The organism is Actinomycetospora lutea (assembly GCF_028737205.1).
Taxonomy (GTDB): Bacteria; Actinomycetota; Actinomycetes; order Mycobacteriales; family Pseudonocardiaceae; genus Actinomycetospora; species Actinomycetospora lutea.
Map to the genome: position 1 here is coordinate 58,273 of NZ_JAQZAL010000003.1, position 19,529 is coordinate 77,801.

Here is a 19,529-nt window from a genome sequence, read left to right on the forward strand (position 1 = left end):
GACGTGACGTGAGAGTGGTGGCATGACCCGTTCCGGACTCCGTGGTGTCTCCCGGCGTCGGCTCCTCGGATGGACCGGCGCCGGGGCCGCCCTGGCCGGGGCCGGCGCGGTCGCCGGCTTCGCGGCCGGGGAGTCGGCGTCGGACGCCCCGCCCGACCCGTCGGGCGGCGTGGTCCCGTTCCGCGGCCCGTACCAGGCGGGGATCGTCACCCCGGCCCAGGACCGGCTGCACTTCGTCGCCCTGGACCTGACGACGACCGACCGCCGGGCGGTGATCAGCCTCCTGCAGCGCTGGACGACGGCCGCCGAGCGGATGACCGCGGGCGCCGAGGCGGCGCCCGGCGGCGCGGTGAACCGCAACCCCGAGGCACCGCCCAGCGACACGGGCGAGGCGCTGGGCCTGCCCGCGGCCGCGCTGACGATCACGTTCGGCATCGGCGGCAGCCTGCTCGACAAGCTCGGCATCCCGCGCCCGCCCGAGCTCGCCGACCTGCCGCCGTTCCAGCAGGACCAGCTCGACCCGGCCCTGTCCGGGGGCGACCTGTGCCTGCAGGCGTGCGCGAACGACCCGCAGGTCGCCGTGCACGCCGTGCGCAACCTCGTGCGCACGGGCTTCGGCACGACCTCGGTGCGCTGGTCGCAGCTCGGGTTCGGGCGCACGTCGTCGACGTCGACCGCGCAGCAGACCCACCGCAACCTGTTCGGCTTCAAGGACGGCACCAACAACCTCAAGGCCGAGGAGGGCGCGCTGCTCGACGAGCACGTCTGGGTGCCGCCGCCGCAGGGGCCGTCCTGGATGGTGGGCGGCACCTACCTCGTGGCGCGCCGGATCCGGATGCACGTCGAGACCTGGGACCGCACGTCGCTCGCCGAGCAGGAGTCGCTGACCGGGCGCACCAAGGGCGAGGGCGCGCCGATCGGGCAGGCGCAGGAGTTCGACCTCCCGAACCTGGCGCCGGACTCGCCGATCGGGCCCGACGCGCACATCCGCCTCGCGTCGGCGCAGAACAACGGCGGCGCGAAGATCCTGCGCCGCGGCTACAACTTCGTCGACGGCTCGGACGGGCTGGGGCACCTGAACGCGGGCCTGTTCTTCGTCGCGTTCATGCGCGACCCGCACCGCCAGTTCGTGCCGATGCAGAGCCAGCTGGCGCGCTTCGACAAGATGATGGAGTACATCGACCACACCGGGTCGGCCGTGTTCGCGGTCCCGCCGGGGCTCGGGGACGGCGCGTATTGGGGCCGAACGGTCCTGGAGGGCTGAGCCACCCGGGTCAGCCGAGGGCGCTGTCTACTGCCGCGTAATCTCCAGCGCGATGAGCGCGCCGACCGACCCCGAGCCGGGTTCCCGCGATCGCGTGCCGGTCTCGCGCCGGTCGACGGTGCGCAGCGGCGGCGAGGGCGACACGCCTGCGCCGCGCCGTCGTCTCGCGGTGCTCGGGCGCCTGGGGCTCGTGCTCGTCCTGCTCCTGGCGGTCGTCGCGACCGTCGTGCTCGTCAGCCGCCAGGGCGAGTTCGGGCGCGACGACGCGGGCGCTGAGGAGATCCCGGCGCTCGAGGTCGAGCCCGCGCCGGTGCAGCTCGGCACGGTCGCGCAGCCCGGCGCGCTGGCCGTGCCGTCGCTCGGGGGCGCGCCCGCCGCCGGCGCGGGGCAGCGGACGTCGCTGGCCGACTGGTCGGAGGGCATCGCGAGCCGCGCCGACGTCCCCGCCCGCGCGCTGCAGGCCTACGGCGTCGCCGACCAGGCCGTGAAGCGCGAGCAGCCCGACTGCAACCTGTCGTGGGTCACGATCGCCGGCCTCGCGCGCATCGAGTCCAACCACGGCCGCTACCGCGGGGCCGCGATCGCCGGCAACGGCGACGTCACCCCGCGCATCATCGGCGTCCCCCTCGACGGCACCGGCGGCAACCGCACCATCGGCGACAGCGACGGCGGTGTCCTCGACGGCGACCGGGTGCTCGACCGCGCCGTCGGCCCGCTGCAGTTCATCCCGTCGACGTGGGCGAAGTGGCGATCCGACGGCAACGGCGACGGCGTCGCCGACCCGAACAACATCGACGACGCCGCGCTCGCGGCCGGGCGCTACCTCTGCGCGAACGGCCGCGACCTCGCCACCGGCCCGGGCTGGCGCTCGGCGGTGCTGTCGTACAACAACTCCGACGAGTACGGCCGCCGCGTCTACGCCGCCGCCGACCAGTACGCGCGCGCCAGCCAGGGGTAGCGCTCAGGCGCCGCCGGTGAGGTCGGAGCGCACCGCGATGTTCGCCCTGACCTCGCCCAGGGCCTCCTGGTACTCCGGGCGCGGGTCCATCGCCGCGGCCATCCGCAGCTGCGTGCGCGCCTCGACGAGCCGGCTCTGGCGCTGCAGCGTGCGGCCCAGCGCGAAGCGCGCGTAGTGGTCCGACGGGTCGAGCTCCAGCACGCGCAGGAACCCCTCCTCGGCCCGCCGGAACTGCGCGGACGCGAGGTAGGCCCGCGCGGCGAGCAGGTGCACCGACGCCGCGGCCTGCTCGGTCTCGAGCAGCGGCGCGAGGGCCCGGAGCGCGTCGAGTGGGCGGCGGCGTTCGAGCAGGTCCTCGGCGCGGCGGAACGCCGCCACGGAACCCCAGGGGTCCAGCTCCGCTTCGCTTCGTGTCCCGGCCCCTGCCCCGGGGACGTCCGATTCGGCGGGTTCGGGCTGCGCGGCGGACATCCCTGCCACCGTAGGCGGACTCACGGAACCACGCGAGGGCTCCCGGTCCCCGGCGACGGGTCGGGCTCCGCGCCCCGTCTCCCCGCCCGTCTCCCCGCCCGCCTCCTCACCCGCCTCCGTGCGTGCCTCCCCGAGCGGGCCAGCAGCGGCGTCTACGATGCGGGCGACGTGCCGTGCCCCGGGGCGCGGCGAGGCGATCCAGCATTCGGAGGCATGGTCCGTGGCGGTCATCGAGCAGGTCGGCGCACGGGAGATCCTCGATTCGCGGGGCACCCCCACGGTCGAGGTCGAGGTGGCGCTCGACGACGGCACGCTGACCCGCGCGGCGGTGCCCTCCGGGGCGTCCACCGGCGAGCACGAGGCGGTCGAGCTGCGCGACGGCGACGACTCCCGCTACCTCGGCAAGGGCGTCGAGCGGGCGGTGGCCGGCGTCCTCGACGAGATCGGCCCCGGGCTGGTCGGCATCGACGCCGCCGAGCAGCGCGTCGTCGACCAGAAGCTCATCGACCTCGACGGCACGCCGGACAAGTCCCGCCTGGGCGCCAACGCCCTGCTGGGCGTGTCCCTCGCGGTCGCGCGGGCCGCCGCGGAGTCCGCCGAGCTCGACCTCTTCCGCTACGTCGGCGGCCCCAACGCGCACGTGCTGCCGGTGCCGATGATGAACATCCTCAACGGCGGCGCCCACGCCGACTCGGGCGTCGACATCCAGGAGTTCATGATCGCGCCGATCGGCGCCGAGTCCTTCCGCGAGGCCCTGCGCTGGGGCGCGGAGGTCTACCAGGCGCTGAAGAAGGTGCTCAAGAAGCAGGGTCTGTCGACGGGCCTGGGCGACGAGGGCGGCTTCGCGCCCTCGCTGCCGAACAACCGCGAGGCGCTCGACCTCATCCTCGCCGCGGTCCGCGACGCCGGGTACACGCCGGGCCGTGACATCGTGCTGGCCCTCGACGTGGCCGCCAGCGAGTTCTTCTCGAACGGCGTCTACACCTTCGAGGGCGAGACCCGCAGCGCCGCGCAGATGAGCTCCTACTACGGCGAGCTGCTCGACGCGTACCCGCTGGTCAGCATCGAGGACCCGCTCTCCGAGAACGACTGGGAGGGCTGGACCAAGCTCACCGGCGACATCGGCGACCGCATCCAGATCGTCGGGGACGACCTGTTCGTCACCAACATCGAGCGCCTCGAGGAGGGCATCGAGCGCCGCGCCGCCAACGCCCTGCTGGTGAAGGTCAACCAGATCGGGACGCTCTCGGAGACCCTCGACGCGGTCAGCCTCGCCCAGCAGTACGGCTACCGCTGCATGATGAGCCACCGCTCCGGCGAGACCGAGGACACCACGATCGCCGACCTCGCCGTCGCCACCAACTGCGGGCAGATCAAGACCGGCGCGACGGCCCGCTCCGAGCGCGTCGCGAAGTACAACCAGCTCCTGCGCATCGAGGAGGCCCTCGGCGACGCCGCGCGCTACGCCGGCGACCTGGCCTTCCCGCGCTTCGACCCGGACGCCTGAGCCGCGTGCCCGCCGACCGCGGTACCCCCGACGGCCCCGCCGACCGCTCCACCGGTCGGACGGGTGCCTCGCGTGGGCGCGGTCGGCGCGGCGGGCGCGACGGGGCACCGGCCAAGCGGACGACGGGCGGGTCGTCCCCGACCCGCGGGCGCACCCGGGCCCGGCAGGGGCCCCGCCGCGACCCGCAGCGGGTCGTGCGCCGCCGCCCGCTGCGCGTGCCCTCCGGCACGGCGGCCGCCGCGGCGCGCGCCCGGCGCGCCGCCCAGGCCACCGGGGGCGCCCTCGGGCTCTCCACCGCGCGGCGCGCCGCGGTGCTCGCGGTCGTGGTGTGCGCGGTCGCCCTGACCGTCGCGGTGCCGCTGCGCAACTACGTCACCCAGCGCCACGAGCTCGCCGCCGTCGCCGCCGAGCAGGAGCGCCTCGCCGGTGACGTCCGCACGCTCACCGACGAGCGCGCGGCCCTGCGCGACCCCGCCCACGTGGAGGCCCTGGCCCGCGAGCGCCTCGGCTACGCGCGCCCGGGCGAGGTCCCGTACCGCGTGCAGCTGCCCGGCGACGCCGGGGCGCGCGCCCCCCGCGACACCGACCCGCGCGCCGGGCTCCCGCCCGCCGAGGCCGACCTGCCCTGGTACGCCCGCGTCGCGCGGACGACCCTGGGCACGACCCCGTGAGCGGACCGGACGACCCCCCGACGGACGCCGACCGCGCCGCCGTCGCCGCGCAGATCGGGCGGCGCCCCCGCGGGCTGCGCCGGGTCGCGCACCGCTGCCCGTGCGGGCTGCCCGACGTCGTCGAGACCGCACCCCGGCTCGAGGACGGCACGCCGTTCCCGACGCTGTACTACGCGACGTGCCCCCGGCTGACGTCCCGGATCGGCACGCTCGAGGCCGACGGGCTCATGCGCGAGCAGACCGAACGGCTCGACACCGACCCCGACTTCGCGGCCCGCTACGCGCGGGCGCACGCGGCCTACCTGGCCGAGCGCGACGCGATCGAGCCGCTGGGCACCGCCGTCAGCGCCGGCGGCATGCCCGAGCGGGTGAAGTGCCTGCACGTACACGTCGCCCACACCCTGGCCCGGGGCCGGGGCGTCAACCCGGCGGGCGACGACACCCTCGACCGGCTCGACGACTGGTGGCACGCCGGCCCCTGCGTGAGCCCGGCGCCGGGCGACCCCTCGGGCTGACCCGGCTGCCCCACACGGCGACGCGGGCACCCGCGCGGAGGGCACGCACGGTGGCGTCCGCGCCACGGACCGGTGGACCTGCCCCCTGGCCCGGTCACGACCCCCGTCCCGCGTTGATCGGGAGCCGCCCGCCGACCAGGATGGACGAGCTGGTTCCCCCGACCGGCGCAGCGCGACGGTGCGGACGGCCCGCCGCGCTCCGGGTGGTGACCCGCCGGACGGCGCCGTCGAGCGGCCGCCCGGCGGGCGCGCGCCCACGGACCGGTCGCCGGGCGGCCCCACCCGCCGGGGACGCCCGGCGATCGGTCCGACCCCCGCGCCCGGCGCGGTCGGGAAGACCTCAGTAGCGTCGACGCCAGCCCGGTCCACCGGGGAGGCGTCTGGTGCAGGGAGCGCCCATGCCACGGGTCGCGGCCATCGACTGCGGGACCAACTCGATCCGCCTGCTGGTGGCCGACGTGACGGTCCGCGAGGACGGGTCGGCGTGGTTGCGCGACGTCCACCGCGAGATGCGCATCAACCGCCTCGGCCAGGGGGTCGACGCCACCGGCCGCCTGGCGCCGGAGTCGCTGGCCCGCACGCGCGAGGCCCTGGGCGCCTACGCGGAGATGCTGCGCCGCCACGGGGTCGCGGTCGGCCCGGACACGGTGCGCGTGTGCGCGACGTCGGCGACCCGCGACGCGGAGAACCGCGAGGAGTTCTTCGGGGCGGTCCGCGAGGTCATCGGCGTCGACGCCGACGTGATCACCGGCGACGAGGAGGCGCGGCTGTCGTTCGCCGGCGCCGTCGCCGACCTCGACCCCGACGAGGGCCCGTTCGTCGTCGCCGACGTCGGGGGCGGCTCGACCGAGCTCGTCACCGGCACCTGGGACGCCGTGCACGCGGAGGTCACCGCGGCCCGCTCCACCGACGTCGGCTGCGTGCGGCTGACCGAGAAGTTCCTGCACGACGACCCGCCGACCGCCGACGAGATCGCCGAGGCCGAGGAGTTCACGCGCTCCACGCTCGCGCCGGCGTTCACCGAGGTGGCGGTCGCCGACGTCCAGACCTGGGTGGCCGTCGCGGGCACGGCGACCACGCTCGCGGCCGTGGCGATGGACCTGCGCACCTACGACGCCGACCGCATCCACCTCTCGCGCCTGGGCCTCGACGATGTGCGCGCCACCGCCCGGCGCCTCGAGGCGATGCCGCGCGACGAGCGGGCGGCACTCGGCCCGATGCACCCGGGCCGGGTCGACGTCATCGGCGGCGGGTCGCTCGTCATGCGGGTGCTCGCCGAGGAGCTGGCCGAGCGCACCGACGTCACCGAGCTGGTCGTCTCCGAGCACGACATCCTCGACGGGATCGCGCGGGCGCTCGCCGCTCGCTGGTGAGCGCGTGACCGCCCAGCCCGCGGGTCCGCCCGGCGCCGCCGGCGTGCTGCCGCTCGCGGCGCTGGTGCTGGCGCGGCGCGTGCGGGCGCTGGTGGCGGTGACCGTCGTGCACACCACCGTCCTCGCCGTCGCCGCCTGGCTGCTGGGCAACGGGCCGACGCTGCCGAGCGTGGCCGCGTTCGCCGCGCACCTGGCGATCTCGCTGGGCGCCGCGCTGCCGGTGCGCTGGCAGTTCGCCGGCGACCCGGCCCGGCGCGAGCACCGCGCGGTGCGCGCGATGACGGTGTCGTTCGTGATCCTCGCGGTGTACAGCGCGGTCGACGCCGTGCTCGACGCCCTGGCGCCGGCCCGCCCGGGGGAGACCCTGGTCGGCGGCCTGCTCGGGCTCGCCGCGGCCGTGGCGCTGCCGGTGCTCGTGGCCCTGGACGCCCGCGCCTCGCGCGCGGAGGGCGCCGACCGCGACCCGCGCGTGCGCCCCGCCGCCCCGCCGGTGCTGGTGGTGGCGCTGTGCGCGGTGCTGGTCGCGGCGTCCGGGGTCGATCTCCTCGCGAGCACCGTGGTCGCCCCCTCGGTGGCCGCGCCCGCCGTGTCGGCGGTGGTGGCGGTGCTCGCCGCGCGGGAGGCCTGGGGTGCCTGGCATCGCTGACGCCGACCCCGCGCTCGCGCCCGACCTCGCCACCCTCGACGCGGCGGTCGCCGGGTGCCGCGCGTGCCCGCGGCTGGTCGCCTGGCGCGAGGAGGTGGCCGCGACCAAGCGCGCCGCCTTCCGCGACCAGACCTACTGGGGCCGCCCGGTGCCCGGCTTCGGGGCGACCGACGCGCGCCTGCTGATCGTCGGCCTCGCGCCGGCCGCGCACGGCGCCAACCGCACCGGGCGCATGTTCACCGGCGACCGCAGCGGCGACGTCCTCTACGCGGCCCTGCACGCGGTCGGGCTGGCCTCGCAGCCGACGTCGGTGGCGATCGGCGACGGCCTCGAGCTGTTCGGCACCCGGATCACCGCGCCCGTGCGCTGCGCCCCGCCCGCGAACAAGCCGACGCCCGCCGAGCGCGACCGCTGCCGGCCGTGGCTCGCCCGGGAGCTCGCGCTGCTGCGCGACACCGTGCGCGCCGTCGTCGTGCTCGGCGGGTTCGGGTGGCAGGCGCTGCTGCCCGTGCTCGCGACCCCCGACCCGGCCAGCGGGCACCCGGGGTGGGTGGTGCCGACGCCGCGCCCGGCGTTCGGGCACGCGGCGCACGTGACGCTGTCACCGGTCTCCGGAGCCGACACCGCATCGCTCGAGCTGTTCGGCTGCTACCACGTCAGCCAGCAGAACACCTTCACCGGACGGCTCACGCCGGCGATGCTCGAGGACGTCCTCGCGTCCGCGGCCACTGCCGCCGGTCTCGAAACGCGCCCCCGACGAGGCGACCCCGGCTAGGCTGCCCACGGTTCCGGCTCGACGGATCGGAACCACCGGACGCGGCGCCGCAGGCCTGCAGGTCGGGCGACGAAGGAGCCCGAGCTGCCGGTTCGGCTTGCCGCGACTCCGAGCCCCTGTAGCCCAATCGGCAGAGGCAGGCGACTTAAAATCGCCGCAGTGTGGGTTCGAACCCCACCGGGGGCACGGCGTCCAGGTGAGGAGCCCGGCACCTCGGACGGCCCTGCAGGATCCCGCGGCGTCACCGTCTCCCCGCCCGCGGGACAGCTCCGCGTCACCCGCCCGTCGCAGCGCCCGCGCGAAGAGCGGTCGGGGTGTCGACGGGTGGGACCGGACGCGACCGCTCGGGCCTCCCGGACGGACCGCTCGACGCCGACCCCGCGGAGCTGCTCCGAACGGGCGAGAAGATCAGCCACACTCGTGGCAGGGAGGTGAGCGTCGTGGCTGACCAGGGGGACCTGTCGGGTCGGATCCCCGCGCCCGGGGGCGCGCGCCCGCCGTGGCGCGAGCTCGAGGGGCTGCGCCCGCTGACGCTGCGCGAGTGCCGCCGGCTCGTCGTCGTGGCACCGCACCCGCGCGACGAGATCCGTGCGGCCGGCGGACTGCTCCGCCGCCTCGCCGCCCGCCACGCGTCGGTCGACGTCCTGGCGCTCACGGACGGCCCGGGCCGCACGTGCACGCCGCCGGACGGGCTCGCCGTGCCCCCGGCGCCGGACCGGCCGGTCGGCGACCTCGTGGTGCGCCCCGACGACCTCGCCGACCCGGACACGCTCGCCTCGGTGCTGGCGCGCCTCGACGAGGCCTCCTCGGAGTCGGACGACGACCCGGTCACCGAGACCCCGGTCGACTCCGAGGAGGCGGCGCTCGAGGATGCGTACGAGGCGCTGGGCGTCGCGGAGGTCCGCCGGCACCGTCTCGGGCTCCCCGACGCCGGGCTCGCCGGGCGCGAGGCCGACGTGGTCGCCGCGCTGAGCGAGATCGTCGGCTTCGCCGACGACCCGCACGGCCTCTGCGTGCTGGCACCCTGGTCCGGCGACGGCGACGACGACCACGAGGCCGCCGGGCGCGCCGCAGAGGTCGTGTGCGCGGCCTACCGCGTCCGCCTCGTCCGGTGGCTCGACCAGGCCTGGAGCTGGGCCGGGCCGGAGTCGGCGGAGGTGCCGTGGCGGCGTGCCCGCCAGCTCGCGCTGTCGGAGACGGTGCGAGCTCGTAAACTGGCGGCCAGCGCAGCGTTCGGTGGCCGTCCCGGACGCGACCGCGAACTGCCCGACGGCTCGGCCCCCGGTCCCCGCGAGGTCTTCCTGGTGTGAGCGCGTCCCCCGTCGCCCGTCCGGGTGCTCCGGCACCCTCTGTTTCGCCCGACCGGTCGGCGCGTGTCGTCGGCGTGCGCTCTCACGGGTGTCACACCCGGTCCGGTCACCGCTCGGGGCCGATAGGCTCCGTGACGTGACGGGCTGGACGAACGGCGATCGCGGCGAGGTGGCGACGGAGAATCCCGAGCTGGCCCCCGACCTCGGTGCCGACTACGCCGCCGAGGCCCAGCGTGTCCGGGACGCCGTCGCGCCGCAGAGCGACCTCGCGCAGGCGGACCTCCCGCAGGTCCTGCACACCGCGCCGGCCGCCGTCGCGCTGATCGACCTGGGTGCGGGCCTCGTCACCTACGCCAACGACTCGGCGGCCGGGCTGACCGGCGGTCGCGCCACCCTCCCGCTCGACATCGACGCGTGGAGCGAGGCGGCCGGCCTCACCGACCTGTCCGGGCGCCCGATGCGCGACACCGCCTCGCCGCTCTCGCGCGTGGCCCAGGGCATCCCGGTCTCCGGCGAGCCCGTGGCCGTGGCCGACGCCGCCCGCCGGGGCTCGGACGCCAGCGATGAGGAGCGCGAGGAGGCCGAGGGACGGCTGCTGTGGGTCACCGGCTTCCCGCTCTCGGAGGCGGTGAACTCCGACCAGCGCCGCCTCGCCCTGGTCGTGTTCCTGCAGCTCTCTGGCGCCGGGGCCCAGCGCCACCTCGAGATGGTCCGCGACCGCGCCGTGGTCGCCACCGAGCTGTCGTTCACGATCTCCGACCCGGCGCGCGAGCAGAACCCGCTGGTGTGGGTCAACCCGGCGTTCACCCGCCTGACCGGCTACGAGCTCGACGAGGTGATGGGGCGCAACTGCCGCTTCCTGCAGGGCCCCAACACCGACCCGGCCTCGATCTCGCGCATCCGCACGGCGCTGGCCGAGGAGCGCCCGATCACCGAGGTGCTCCTCAACTACCGCCGCGACGGCACCGCGTTCTGGAACCAGGTGTCGATCACCCCGGTGCTGGACGGCGGCGGCCGCGTCGTCAACTTCGTCGGGGTCCAGGCCGACGTCACCGAGCGCGTGATGGTGGAGAACGAGCGCCGCGCCGCCCTGGCCGCCGCGGAGGAGACCCGCGAGCAGCTGCGCCTGCTCACCGAGTCGACCTCGGCGATGTCGGCGAGCCTCGACACCACCGGCGTGGCGGAGGCGCTCGCGCGCATCGTGGTGCCGGCGATGGCCGACTTCTGCTGCGTCGACCTGCTCGAGGACGTCGAGGGCAACTCCTCGGTGCGGCGCGCGGCGGTCAACCACCGCGACGAGACGAAGACCGACGAGGTCCAGGGCCTCGGACGGTGGGTGAGCCCCACCGACGACGGCCGCGACCCCATCGGCGAGGCCCTCGCCGCCGGCACGCCCTCGCTGCTCGCCGAGCTGCCGGTGCGGCCGGCGGGCATCTCCGAGCAGCCCGAGCTGCTACGGCGCTACGAGGCGCTGCGCCCGCGCTCGGCGATCGTCGTGCCGCTGCGCGCCCGGGGCCAGGTGCTCGGCGCTCTGACGCTGGGCACCGAGCTGCCCTACGGGCGGCGGTACGCCCAGCGCGACCTCTACCTGGCCGCCGACCTCGCCGCCCGCGCCGGGCTCGCGCTGGACAACGCCCGGCTGTACGCGCGCGAGCACGGCGCGGCCGAGACGCTGCAGCGCAGCCTGCTGCCCGCCGTGCCCGCCATGCCCGGGATGTCGATCGCCTCGCGGTACCTCGCCGCCACCGACGGCGCCCAGGTCGGCGGCGATTGGTACGACATGCTGGCGCTGCCCGACGGCGCCGTCGGCCTCGCGGTCGGCGACGTCGTGGGTCACGACCTGCGGGCGGCCGCGGCGATGGGCGAGCTGCGCGGGGTCCTGCGCTCCTACGCCTGGGAGGGGCTCGGGCCCGCCGAGGTCGTCGACCGCTGCGACGACGTCGTCCAGGGCCTGGGCATGGCCGCGATGGCCACCGCCGTCTACGCCCGCTTCGAGCGCGGCGAGCACGGCGGGTGGACGCTGCGCTACTCCAACGCCGGGCACCCGCCGCCGCTGCTGCGCCGGGCCGACGGGACGGTCGAGCTGCTCACGGGCAACCTCTCGCCGCTGATCGGGGCCACCCGCGCGATCACCCGCCAGGAGACCTCGGTGCACTGCGCGAAGGGCGACCTGCTCGTCCTGCACACCGACGGCCTCATCGAGGCCCCCGGCGCCGACCCCGACGACCGCACCCAGCTCATCGCCGACACCCTCGCCTCGCAGGCGCCCGACATGCCCGTCGAGGAGCTGTGCGACCGGCTGCTCGGGATGCTGGGCGTCGACGGGCTGCGCGACGACGCCGTGCTGCTCGCGATCCGCCTCGACGGCGAGGACGGCCCGGTGGCGTCCCCGGCGTAGCCCGCTGCGGACGCGCGACGGCCCGGCCCCGGCGCGGGACCGGGCCGCCGGCACGTCGGGACTCAGGGTCGCGGGGGCTCCTCGCCCGGCGGCGGGGGCGGCGGGGCCTGCCCCTCCTGCTGACCGCCGTGCAGGAACTCCTTGGCCTTCTCGCCGGCCTGGTCGACCTGCTCCTCGTGGCCGAAGCGCTGGCCGACGGCGTCGGCGCCCTTGTCCACGTAGGAGTCGGCCTTCTCCGGGTTCTCGCCGGCCCAGTCCTTGGCCTGGTCCGCCATCTTGCCGAAGTCCACCATCGACACCCCTCCTCGTCGCGGCTTGCGAGGTCGCCGGCAGCATGCCCCGTCCGGCCGCGGGCCGACACCTCGGACCCGGCCGGGTGCCCCCGAACGGGCGGATAGACTCGGCGTGGGACCCCATCGTGGGGCGAAGCGGACACGCTCCGTCCACGACCCATCCGGTAAAGTTCTTTTACCGAGACGGGAACCGATCCGGCGGACACGTCGTTGGACCGGGTGGACGAGAGAGTCCGCGGCCGACCCGGCCGATGACGAGCCCGCCATCGGTGCCGGTCTCCGCTGAGGAGGAGGACGAGAGGTGCGCACCAGCAGCAACCCGGCGTTCCGCAACCTGCCCACCTCGCCGGGTGGGTACGCGCGGTTCGGCCCTGCAGGCGGGGCCCCGGCCGGCATGGCCGGCGCCGGGGGCATGTTCGGCGGGGGCGGCAGCCCCATGCCGACCGCGGCGGCGGACGACCGTCCGCTCACCGTGGACGACGTGGTCCAGAAGACCGCACTCAACGTGGTCCTCGCCCTCGCGGTCGGCGTGGCCACCGCGTGGAGCGGCATCTACGTGCTGGGGCTCCTCGGCTTCGTGGTCGGCCTGGTCCTCGCGCTGATCATCATCTTCAAGCAGAGCACCAACAAGTGGCTGGTGCTGGGCTACTCGGCGTTCGAGGGCATGGCGCTCGGTGCCATCACCGGGGTGTTCCAGAACCTCGCGACCTCGCCGGGCGGCAGCAGCTTCGCCGGCATCGGCGTCCAGGCCGTCCTGGGCACGCTGGGCGTGTTCATCGGCATGCTCGTCGTCTACAAGACCGGCGCCATCCGCGTGACCCCGCGCCTGACCAAGATGGTCATCGGTGCGGCGATCGGCGTGATCGTGCTCATGCTGGCCAACCTCGTCGCGGGCTTCTTCGTCCCCGGCGGCATGGGCCTGCGTGACGGCGGGACGCTGGCGATCATCTTCAGCCTGGTCTGCATCGCCATCGGCGCCTTCATGCTGATGCTCGACTTCGACCAGGCCGACCAGGCGGTCAAGGCCGGCGTCCCCGCGCGCTTCGCGTGGTACCTCGCCTTCGGCTTCATGACCACGCTGGTCTGGCTCTACATCGAGATCCTGCGCCTGCTCAGCTACTTCCGCGAGTAGGGCGCTGCCCGAGACGACGGCCCCTTCCGCCACGCTGCGGGAGGGGCCGCCGTGCGTCCGGAGCCGGTTCGGTCGCACCGGGTGGTGTGAGCGCCGGGTGGTGTGAGCGCCGCGCCCCGGGTTGCGTCCGGCTCAGCTCAGGCGTTCGAGCACCATCGCCATGCCCTGCCCGCCGCCGACGCACATGGTCTCGAGGCCCAGGGTCGCGTCGCGGGTGCGCAGGCCGTTGATCAGCGTCGTGGCGATGCGCGCGCCGGTCATGCCGAACGGGTGGCCGACGGCGATCGAGCCGCCGTGCACGTTGAGCTTGGCCTCCATGTCCTCGTCGCTCATCCCGAGCCCGCGGGCCGAGGGGATGACCTGCGCGGCGAAGGCCTCGTTGATCTCGACGAGGTCCACGTCCGCGATGCCCAGTCCGGCGCGGGCCAGGGCGCGGGCGGACGCCTCGATCGGTCCGAGGCCCATGATCTCGGGGGACAGCGCGCTGACCGCCGTCGACACGATGCGCGCGAGCGGGGTGATCCCCAGGGCCTCGGCGCGCTCGGCGGACATCACCACGAGGGCCGCGGCGCCGTCGTTGAGCGGGCAGGCGTTGCCGGCGGTGATGCGCCCGTCGGGGCGGAAGACGGGCTTGAGGTCGGCGAGTGCCTCGTAGGTGGTGCTCGGGCGCGGGCTGTCGTCGTGCTCCATGACCGAGCCGTCGGGCAGGCGCACCGGCGTGATCTCGCGCGCCCAGAACCCCGAGTCCTGCGCCCGCGCCGCGTTCCGCTGCGACCGGTGGGCGAAGCGGTCCATCTCCTCGCGGGTGACGCCCTCGGCGAGCGCGACGTTCTCGGCGGTCTGCCCCATCGCGATGTAGGCGTCGGGAAGCAGGCCGTCGGCGCGGGGGTCGTGCCACTCGGTGGCGCCCGCGGCGGCGACGTCGGCGGTGCGCTGCTCGGCGTCGGCGAACAGCGGGTTGTGGGTGTCGGGCCAGGAGTCGGAGTTGCCCTTCTCGAACCGCGACACGGTCTCGACCCCGGCGGCGAGGAAGACGTCGCCCTCGCCGGCGCGGATGGCGTGCGCGGCCATCCGGGCGGTCTGCAGCGACGACGAGCAGTAGCGGGTGATCGTCGCGCCGGGCAGCCGGTCCATCCCGAGCTCGACGGCGACGATCCGCGCCATGTTGAAGCCCTGCTCACCACCGGGCAGGCCGCAGCCGAGCAGCAGGTCCTCGACCTCGTCCGGGTCGAGCGCCGGGACCGCGTCGAGGGCGGCGCGCACCACCTGCCCGGTGAGGTCGTCCGGGCGCATCGCGGCCAGCGAGCCCTTGCGGGCGCGGCCGATGGGCGAGCGGACGGCGGACACGATGACGGCCTCGCGGCCAGGAGCGACCATGCCGCGACCCTACGACCGCGCGGCGGCCGGAGGGGGCGACGGCGGCGACGGGCACGTGATCCCGGGCACGACCGTGGGGGCGAGCGGCGTCCCGGGCGGGCGAGCCCGGAAGATGGAGGTATGCGCTACGTCGAGCACGTCGCCGACCTCATCGGGAACACCCCGCTGGTCCGCCTGAACCACGTGGTGCCGACGGGTCCGGACGCGCCGCTGGTGCTCGCCAAGGTGGAGTACTTCAACCCCGGCGGCAGCGTGAAGGACCGCATCGCCGAGAGGATGATCGACGCGGCGGAGGCGTCCGGCGAGCTCGAGCCCGGCGGCACGATCGTCGAGCCGACCTCGGGCAACACCGGGATCGGGCTGGCCATCATCGCCCAGCAGCGCGGCTACCACTGCATCTTCGTGGTCCCCGACAAGGTCAGCGTCGCGAAGCAGGACGCGCTGCGGGCCTACGGCGCCGAGGTCGTCGTCTGCCCCGCGGCGGTCGAGCCCGAGAGCCCCGAGTCCTACTACTCGGTGTCCGACCGGCTCGCCCGCGAGACCGAGGGCGGCTGGAAGCCCAACCAGTACCAGAACCCCGCGAACCCGGCGTCGCACGTCGCGAGCACCGGCCCGGAGATCTGGGAGCAGACCGAGGGGCGCATCACCCACTTCGTCGCCGGCGTCGGCACCGGCGGCACGATCTCGGGGACCGGGCACTTCCTCAAGGACACCTCCGGGGGCCGCGTGAAGGTCGTCGGCGCCGACCCCGTCGGCTCGGTGTACTCCGGCGGCGACGGGCGCCCCTACCTCGTCGAGGGCGTCGGCGAGGACTTCTGGCCCGCGACCTACGACCGCGACATCTGCGACGAGATCGTCGCCGTGCCCGACGGCGACTCCTTCCACATGACGCGGCGCCTCGCGCGCGAGGAGGCGCTGCTCGTCGGCGGCTCGTGCGGGATGGCGGTGTGCGCCGCGGCGAAGGTCGCCGCCGAGGCCGGGCCCGACGACGTCATCGTCGTCCTGCTGCCCGACGGCGGCCGGGGCTACCTGAGCACCGTCTTCAACGACCAGTGGATGTCCTCCTACGGCTTCCTCGCCATGGACACCGGCGAGTGGACCGTCGGCGACGTCCTGCGCCGCAAGGACGGCTCGATCCCCGACCTCGTGCACGGGCACCCCAGCGAGACCGTCGCCGACGCCGTGTCGATCATGCGTGAGTTCGGGGTCTCGCAGATGCCGATCGTGCGCGCGGAGCCGCCGGTGATGGCCGCGGAGGTCCGGGGGGCGGTGACCGTGCGCGACCTGCTCGACAAGGTGTTCAACGAGCAGGCGTCGCTCACCGACCCCGTCGAGCGGCACCTGTCGAAGCCGCTGCCGAGCCTGGGCAGCACCGAGCCGATCTCCAAGGCGGTCGAGGCGCTGCGCGGCGGCGACGGCGCGCTGGTGGTCGTCGACGGCCGGCCCGCGGGCATCGTCACCCGCGCCGACATCCTGGCGTTCCTGGCCACGGGCAGCCGCTACGACGTCGGTGGACCGGCCTGACGGGGAGGTGCCTAGGGTGGACGAGGTGAACGGCTTCTCGACGCGCGCCCTGCACGACGGGCAGGAGCCCGACCCGACCACGGGCGCGGTGGTCGTCCCGATCTTCGCGACGTCCACGTTCGCCCAGGACGGCGTCGGCGGGCTGCGCTCGGGCTACGAGTACGCGCGCACCGGCAACCCCTCGCGGACCTCGCTCGAGACGACGCTGGCCTCGCTGGAGGGCGGGCGCCACGCCCGCGCGTTCGCGTCGGGCATGGCCGCCGAGGACGCGCTGCTGCGCGGCGTGCTGCGCCCCGGCGACCACGTGCTCATCCCGCTGGACGCCTACGGCGGCACCTACCGGCTGATCTCGACGGTCTACTGCGACTGGGGCGTCGAGTACACCGCCGTCGACACGGCCGACCTCGACGCGGTGCGCGCGGCGATCCGGCCCAACACCAAGATCCTCTGGTGCGAGACGCCGACCAACCCGCTGCTCGGCATCGCCGACATCGCGGCTCTCGGCGCGCTGGCCCGCGAGCACGACCTCATGCTGGTCGTCGACAACACGTTCGCCTCGCCCTACCTGCAGACCCCGCTCGCGCTCGGCGCCCACGTCGTCGTGCACTCGACGACGAAGTACCTCGGCGGGCACTCCGACGTCGTCGGCGGCGCGCTCGTCACCGACGACGACGAGCTGCACGTGACGCTGGGCAAGATGCAGAACGGGATGGGTGCGGTGCCCTCGCCGTTCGACTGCTTCCTCACCCAGCGCGGGCTCAAGACGCTCGCGGTGCGCATGGAGCGCCACAGCGACAACGCCGAGCGGGTCGCCGACGTCCTCGCCGCCCACCCGGCGATCACCGCGGTGCTCTACCCGGGGCGCGCCGACCACCCGGGCCACGAGGTCGCCGCCAAGCAGATGCGCCGCTTCGGCGGGATGGTCTCGGTGCGCGTGGCGGGCGGCGAGCAGGCCGCCCGCGACCTGTGTGCCGCCACCCGCGTGTTCACCCTCGCCGAGTCACTGGGCGGGGTGGAGTCGCTCATCGAGCACCCGGGCGCCATGACCCACGCGTCGGCGGCCGGCTCGCTGCTCGAGGTCCCCTCCGACCTCGTGCGCCTGTCGGTCGGCCTGGAGGACGCCGACGACCTCGTCGACGACCTGCGCCGGGCCCTCGACACGCTCTCCTAACCGCGCACGCTGTCGCCGTAGATCCGCTCCACGGTCATGACCATGAGCACGCGGCGGTCGGCGACCATCGTCGCGCGGTAGTCGTCCCAGTCCGGGTGCTCGCCCGCGGCGGTGCGGTAATAGTTGACGAGCGCCTCGACCTCGGGGGAGTGCGGGTCGGCGCCCGGGCCGGTCAGCGTCACCGGGCCCTCGGCGGTGGCCCACGCCCACCCGTCGGGGGCGGTGACCTCGAGGGCCGCGCGCGGGTCGCGCCGCAGGTTGGCGGTCTTGGCCCGCCCCTCGGTCATCGACACCGACAGCGTGCCCGTGGCGGGGTCGTAGAACGGCATGACGGGGGAGAGCTGGGGCAGCCCGTCGCGCTTGATGGTGGCGAGGACGCCGAGGCGGCTCTCGGCGAGCAGGGCGCGCGGATCGAAGGAGGACGTCACCCCTCGATGATGCGCCTACCCGCGGCGCGAGGCGGGGTCGTGATCGGCCGGGTCGCCCGTCAGCGGGTCGATCTCGCCGGGCTTGAGGCAGCCGCCCTCGAGCGAGATGCCGTCGGGGGTGCTGACGTAGCGGGCCGGGTCGTCGCAGCCCGCGGACCCGACCGTGCCCACCGCGGCGAGGGCGAGCAGCGCGGCGAGCAGCAGCGGCAGCGCCCGGGCGAGGCGCGTGACGCGCGCGTCGGGCGGCATCGTGGCCACCGTCCCCACCCCCCTCCGGCTTCGAGCACGGCGGCGTGCTCACGCCGATACCACAAGGCTACCGACGCTCCGCGAGTGCGACCCCGACGCGCACGATCGGGCGTCCGGCGACGGCGGGAGCGCGACGACCGGTCGCGGGCGGCGCCTTCACAGCACGTTCACCGCTCACCCCGCCGCTCGTCGGAGAGGAACGCCTGAGCGGGCCCTGAGCGGACCCCGAGCGTGCCGGGCGCGGGCGGGTGCCAGGATCGGTGCCGTGGAGCTCGTCCGTCCGGCCGACGTCGCGGCGGCGCGGGACGCGCTGGCCGGCGTGGTCCGCGAGACGCCGGTGACGCCCTCGCGGGCCCTGGAGGCGGTGACCGGCGGCCCCGTCCTGCTCAAGTGCGAGAACCTCCAGCGGACGGGCAGCTTCAAGATCCGGGGGGCGTACCGGCGCATCGAGCGGCTCACCCCGGACGAGCGCGCGGCCGGGGTGGTGGCCGCGAGCGCCGGCAACCACGCCCAGGGCGTCGCGCTCGCGGCGCAGCTGCTCGGCACCCGGGCCACGGTGTTCATGCCGGCCGGGGCGCCGCTGCCCAAGATCGAGGCCACCGGGGAGTACGGGGCCGAGGTCGAGCTCGTCGACACGCTGGACGAGACGTTCACGGCGGCGACGGCGTACGCGCAGCGGACCGGGGCGGTGCTGATCCACCCCTTCGACCACCCCGACATCGTCGCGGGCCAGGGCACGGTCGGGCTGGAGATCCTCGAGCAGGTCCCGGACGTCGCGACGATCGTCGTCTGCACGGGCGGCGGCGGGCTGCTCTCCGGGATCGCGGCGGCGTGCGCGCCGGCCGGCGTGCGGGTCGTCGGCGCCCAGGCCGCGGGGCTCGCCGCCTGGCCGCCGTCGCTGGACGCGGGCGCCCCGACGAGCGTGGCCGGGGCGACCATCGCCGACGGCATCGCGGTCTCCCGGCCCGGCGAGGTGACGTTCGCGCACGTGCGGGCCCTGGTCGACGAGATCGTCACCGTGGGCGAGGAGGCCATCGCCCGCGGCGTGCTGCGCTGCCTCGAGCGCGAGAAGCTGCTCGTCGAGCCCGCGGGGGCGGCGGCCGTGGCGGCGGTCGCGGAGAACCCCCGGCGCTGGCCCGCGCCCGTGGTCGCGGTGCTCTCCGGCGGCAACGTCGACCCGATGCTGCTGGTCGACATCGTGCGGCGCGGCCTGGTCGCCGCCGGCCGGTACGCGGCGCTGCGCGTGCGCCTCACCGACCGTCCGGGCTACCTCGCGGACGTGCTGCGCCGCGTGGGGCGGGCGGGCGGCAACGTCGTCGACGTCGAGCACCGCCGGCTGACCGGATCCGGTGCCGCGCCGGGCACCGTGGACGTGGCCCTCACGCTCGAGGCGCGGGGCCACGACCACCGGGCGGCGATCCTCGCCGAGCTCGCGGGCGCGGGCTACGAGGTGGCGGGGGAGTGAGT

19 protein-coding genes and 1 tRNA gene are annotated in these 19,529 nt (G+C 75.6%); 15 read left to right on the forward strand and 5 right to left on the reverse strand.

All coding sequences use genetic code 11. The features are described from left to right. The first annotated feature begins 22 nt into the window (after positions 1-22). Both efeB and PHK61_RS04490 read left to right on the forward strand, forming a co-directional pair. A complete protein-coding gene (gene efeB / locus PHK61_RS04485) occupies positions 23-1,264 on the forward strand; it encodes an iron uptake transporter deferrochelatase/peroxidase subunit (protein ID WP_274279774.1) in 1,242 nt (413 codons plus the stop codon). A gap of 52 nt (positions 1,265-1,316) precedes the next feature. Continuing rightward, a complete protein-coding gene (locus tag PHK61_RS04490; RefSeq protein ID WP_274279775.1) occupies positions 1,317-2,222 on the forward strand; it encodes a lytic transglycosylase domain-containing protein in 906 nt (301 codons plus the stop codon). 3 nt (positions 2,223-2,225) lie between these two features. On the opposite strand, the gene PHK61_RS04495 is transcribed toward PHK61_RS04490, so the two are convergent. Further along, positions 2,226-2,693, reverse strand: a complete 468-nt coding sequence (locus PHK61_RS04495; protein WP_274279776.1) for a tetratricopeptide repeat protein — start codon at positions 2,691-2,693, stop codon at positions 2,226-2,228. A 220-nt stretch (positions 2,694-2,913) separates the two neighbouring features. On the opposite strand from PHK61_RS04495, the gene eno reads away from it, so the two are divergent. From eno to PHK61_RS04540, 9 genes are all read left to right on the forward strand, one after another. Next, on the forward strand, positions 2,914-4,200 hold the full coding sequence (gene eno, locus PHK61_RS04500; RefSeq protein WP_274279777.1) for a phosphopyruvate hydratase: 1,287 nt from the start codon (positions 2,914-2,916) through the stop codon (positions 4,198-4,200). 5 nt (positions 4,201-4,205) lie between these two features. Continuing rightward, positions 4,206-4,871, forward strand: a complete 666-nt coding sequence (locus PHK61_RS04505; RefSeq protein ID WP_274279778.1) for an FtsB family cell division protein — start codon at positions 4,206-4,208, stop codon at positions 4,869-4,871. Further along, positions 4,868-5,386, forward strand: coding sequence for a DUF501 domain-containing protein (locus PHK61_RS04510; protein WP_274279779.1), 519 nt, complete (start codon positions 4,868-4,870; stop codon positions 5,384-5,386). The genes PHK61_RS04505 and PHK61_RS04510 overlap by 4 nt, the downstream gene beginning before the upstream one ends. A gap of 398 nt (positions 5,387-5,784) precedes the next feature. Beyond that, a complete protein-coding gene (locus PHK61_RS04515; RefSeq protein WP_274279780.1) occupies positions 5,785-6,759 on the forward strand; it encodes a Ppx/GppA phosphatase family protein in 975 nt (324 codons plus the stop codon). A 4-nt stretch (positions 6,760-6,763) separates the two neighbouring features. Further along, positions 6,764-7,405, forward strand: a complete 642-nt coding sequence (locus PHK61_RS04520; RefSeq protein WP_274279781.1) for a hypothetical protein — start codon at positions 6,764-6,766, stop codon at positions 7,403-7,405. After that, positions 7,398-8,180: a uracil-DNA glycosylase gene (locus PHK61_RS04525; RefSeq protein ID WP_420791356.1), complete on the forward strand. Its 783-nt coding sequence runs from the start codon at positions 7,398-7,400 to the stop codon at positions 8,178-8,180. The genes PHK61_RS04520 and PHK61_RS04525 overlap by 8 nt, the downstream gene beginning before the upstream one ends. 112 nt (positions 8,181-8,292) lie before the next feature. Further along, positions 8,293-8,366, forward strand: a tRNA-Leu gene (locus PHK61_RS04530). Between the two features lie 254 nt (positions 8,367-8,620). Further along, entirely contained in the window at positions 8,621-9,490 is an 870-nt protein-coding gene (locus PHK61_RS04535) for a PIG-L deacetylase family protein (protein ID WP_274279783.1), read from the forward strand. 136 nt (positions 9,491-9,626) lie between these two features. Next, complete coding sequence (locus tag PHK61_RS04540) at positions 9,627-11,888, forward strand: SpoIIE family protein phosphatase (RefSeq protein WP_274279784.1); 2,262 nt, start codon at positions 9,627-9,629, stop codon at positions 11,886-11,888. A gap of 62 nt (positions 11,889-11,950) precedes the next feature. Here the strand turns inward: PHK61_RS04540 and PHK61_RS04545 are convergent, their stop codons facing one another. Then, the gene (locus PHK61_RS04545) at positions 11,951-12,181 is read right to left on the reverse strand and encodes an antitoxin (RefSeq protein WP_274280019.1); all 231 of its coding nucleotides are present in this window, start codon (positions 12,179-12,181) and stop codon (positions 11,951-11,953) included. Between the two features lie 301 nt (positions 12,182-12,482). On the opposite strand from PHK61_RS04545, the gene PHK61_RS04550 reads away from it, so the two are divergent. Beyond that, positions 12,483-13,313: a Bax inhibitor-1/YccA family protein gene (locus PHK61_RS04550; protein ID WP_274279785.1), complete on the forward strand. Its 831-nt coding sequence runs from the start codon at positions 12,483-12,485 to the stop codon at positions 13,311-13,313. Positions 13,314-13,445: 132 nt separating this feature from the next. Here PHK61_RS04550 and PHK61_RS04555 read toward each other — a convergent pair whose 3' ends face one another. Continuing rightward, positions 13,446-14,690, reverse strand: coding sequence for an acetyl-CoA C-acetyltransferase (locus PHK61_RS04555; protein ID WP_274279786.1), 1,245 nt, complete (start codon positions 14,688-14,690; stop codon positions 13,446-13,448). Positions 14,691-14,810: 120 nt separating this feature from the next. On the opposite strand from PHK61_RS04555, the gene PHK61_RS04560 reads away from it, so the two are divergent. Beyond that, positions 14,811-16,214, forward strand: coding sequence for a cystathionine beta-synthase (locus PHK61_RS04560; protein ID WP_274279787.1), 1,404 nt, complete (start codon positions 14,811-14,813; stop codon positions 16,212-16,214). A gap of 25 nt (positions 16,215-16,239) precedes the next feature. Next, positions 16,240-17,385: a cystathionine gamma-synthase gene (locus PHK61_RS04565; RefSeq protein ID WP_274280020.1), complete on the forward strand. Its 1,146-nt coding sequence runs from the start codon at positions 16,240-16,242 to the stop codon at positions 17,383-17,385. On the opposite strand, the gene PHK61_RS04570 is transcribed toward PHK61_RS04565, so the two are convergent. Beyond that, positions 17,382-17,813, reverse strand: a complete 432-nt coding sequence (locus PHK61_RS04570) for a PPOX class F420-dependent oxidoreductase (RefSeq protein WP_274279788.1) — start codon at positions 17,811-17,813, stop codon at positions 17,382-17,384. The two genes, PHK61_RS04565 and PHK61_RS04570, sit on opposite strands and share 4 nt — an antisense overlap. A 15-nt stretch (positions 17,814-17,828) precedes the next feature. Further along, positions 17,829-18,071, reverse strand: coding sequence for a hypothetical protein (locus PHK61_RS04575; RefSeq protein WP_420791349.1), 243 nt, complete (start codon positions 18,069-18,071; stop codon positions 17,829-17,831). 256 nt (positions 18,072-18,327) lie between these two features. Here PHK61_RS04575 and ilvA point away from each other — a divergent pair, with 256 nt between their 5' ends. Further along, positions 18,328-19,527: a threonine ammonia-lyase gene (gene ilvA / locus PHK61_RS04580; RefSeq protein WP_274279789.1), complete on the forward strand. Its 1,200-nt coding sequence runs from the start codon at positions 18,328-18,330 to the stop codon at positions 19,525-19,527. Positions 19,528-19,529 lie beyond the last annotated feature (2 nt).